At 36.5% G+C, this 1,400-nt stretch carries 1 protein-coding gene and 1 pseudogene; both read left to right on the forward strand.

Annotated elements, in window-relative coordinates; all coding sequences use genetic code 11:
• A pseudogene (locus SMIDD26_RS12740) lies at positions 1-572 on the forward strand (DNA gyrase C-terminal beta-propeller domain-containing protein); the annotation flags it as partial.
• Positions 572-1,315 (forward strand): sortase SrtA, encoded by a 744-nt coding sequence (gene srtA, locus SMIDD26_RS04290; protein ID WP_061439132.1) that lies wholly within the window; start codon positions 572-574, stop codon positions 1,313-1,315. The pseudogene SMIDD26_RS12740 and the gene srtA, both read left to right, overlap by 1 nt.
• The last annotated feature ends 85 nt before the right edge of the window (positions 1,316-1,400 follow it).

Here is a 1,400-nt window from a genome sequence, read left to right on the forward strand (position 1 = left end):
GAATGGAACTTAAAGCACTGAATCTTAAGGATGAAGATGAGTTAATCAATGTCTTGTTGACGGAAGAAGATACGGATATTATCATTGGTACCAAGTTTGGTTATGCAGTTCGCTTTAATCAATCAGCCGTTCGTGGTATGAGCCGTATCGCCACTGGTGTGAAAGGTGTTAATCTCCGTGATGGAGACACAGTAGTCGGAGCGAGCGTAATTACTGATCAAGATGAGGTTCTTATCATTACTGAAAAAGGATATGGTAAGCGTACAGTCGCTACTGAATACCCAACAAAAGGTCGTGGTGGTAAGGGAATGCAGACAGCTAAAATTACCGAAAAAAATGGCTTGCTGGCCGGTCTTATGACTGTTCAAGGGGATGAGGATTTGATGATTATCACTGATACAGGTGTCATGATTCGAACCAATCTTGCCAATATTTCGCAAACAGGACGTGCAACTATGGGAGTTAAAGTAATGCGCCTGGATCAAGATGCTCAGATAGTGACCTTCACAACGGTTGCAGCAGCAGAAAAAGAAAAAGTTGGGACAGAAAATGAAACAGAAGGTGAAGCATAATGTCTCAAAAAAATAATAAAAAGAAAAACAAGCGAAAAAATCTGCTGACAAATATCCTAGCAGGATTTCTGATAGTACTGTCACTGGCTTTGATTTTTAATGCGCAAATTCGAAATATTTTCATGGTCTGGAATACCAATAAGTATCAAGTTAGCCAGGTATCAAAAGAAAAAATAGAAGAAAATCAGGATACAGAAGGAAATTTTGATTTTGATTCGGTCAAAGCGATTTCTTCGGAAGCTGTTCTAGCTTCTCAATGGGATGCTCAAAAATTACCAGTTATTGGGGGAATTGCAATTCCTGAATTGGAAATGAATTTGCCGATTTTTAAAGGACTTGATAATGTTAATCTCTTCTACGGCGCTGGTACAATGAAACGCGAGCAAGTAATGGGAGAAGGAAATTATAGTCTAGCTAGTCACCATATCTTTGGTGTTGATAATGCTAATAAAATGTTATTTTCTCCTTTAGATAATGCTAAAAATGGTATGAAGATTTATCTAACCGATAAAAATAAAGTTTATACCTATGAAATCCGTGAAGTCAAACGTGTGACACCGGATCGTGTTGATGAGGTTGATGATAGAGATGGGATCAATGAAATCACATTAGTAACTTGTGAAGACCTTGCTGCTACAGAACGTATTATTGTAAAAGGTGATTTGAAAGAAACAAAAGATTATTCACAAACATCTGATGAAATCCTAACAGCTTTCAATCAACCGTATAAACAATTTTATTAGTACAAATCAGTGAAATCATGGATTTCACTGATTTTTTTAAGATTTTCATAAAAATAAACTTTTATGAAATACAGAAAACGCTTCC

Origin of the sequence: Streptococcus mitis (genome assembly GCF_001579035.1) — a bacterium.
Classification (GTDB): domain Bacteria; phylum Bacillota; class Bacilli; order Lactobacillales; family Streptococcaceae; genus Streptococcus; species Streptococcus mitis_J.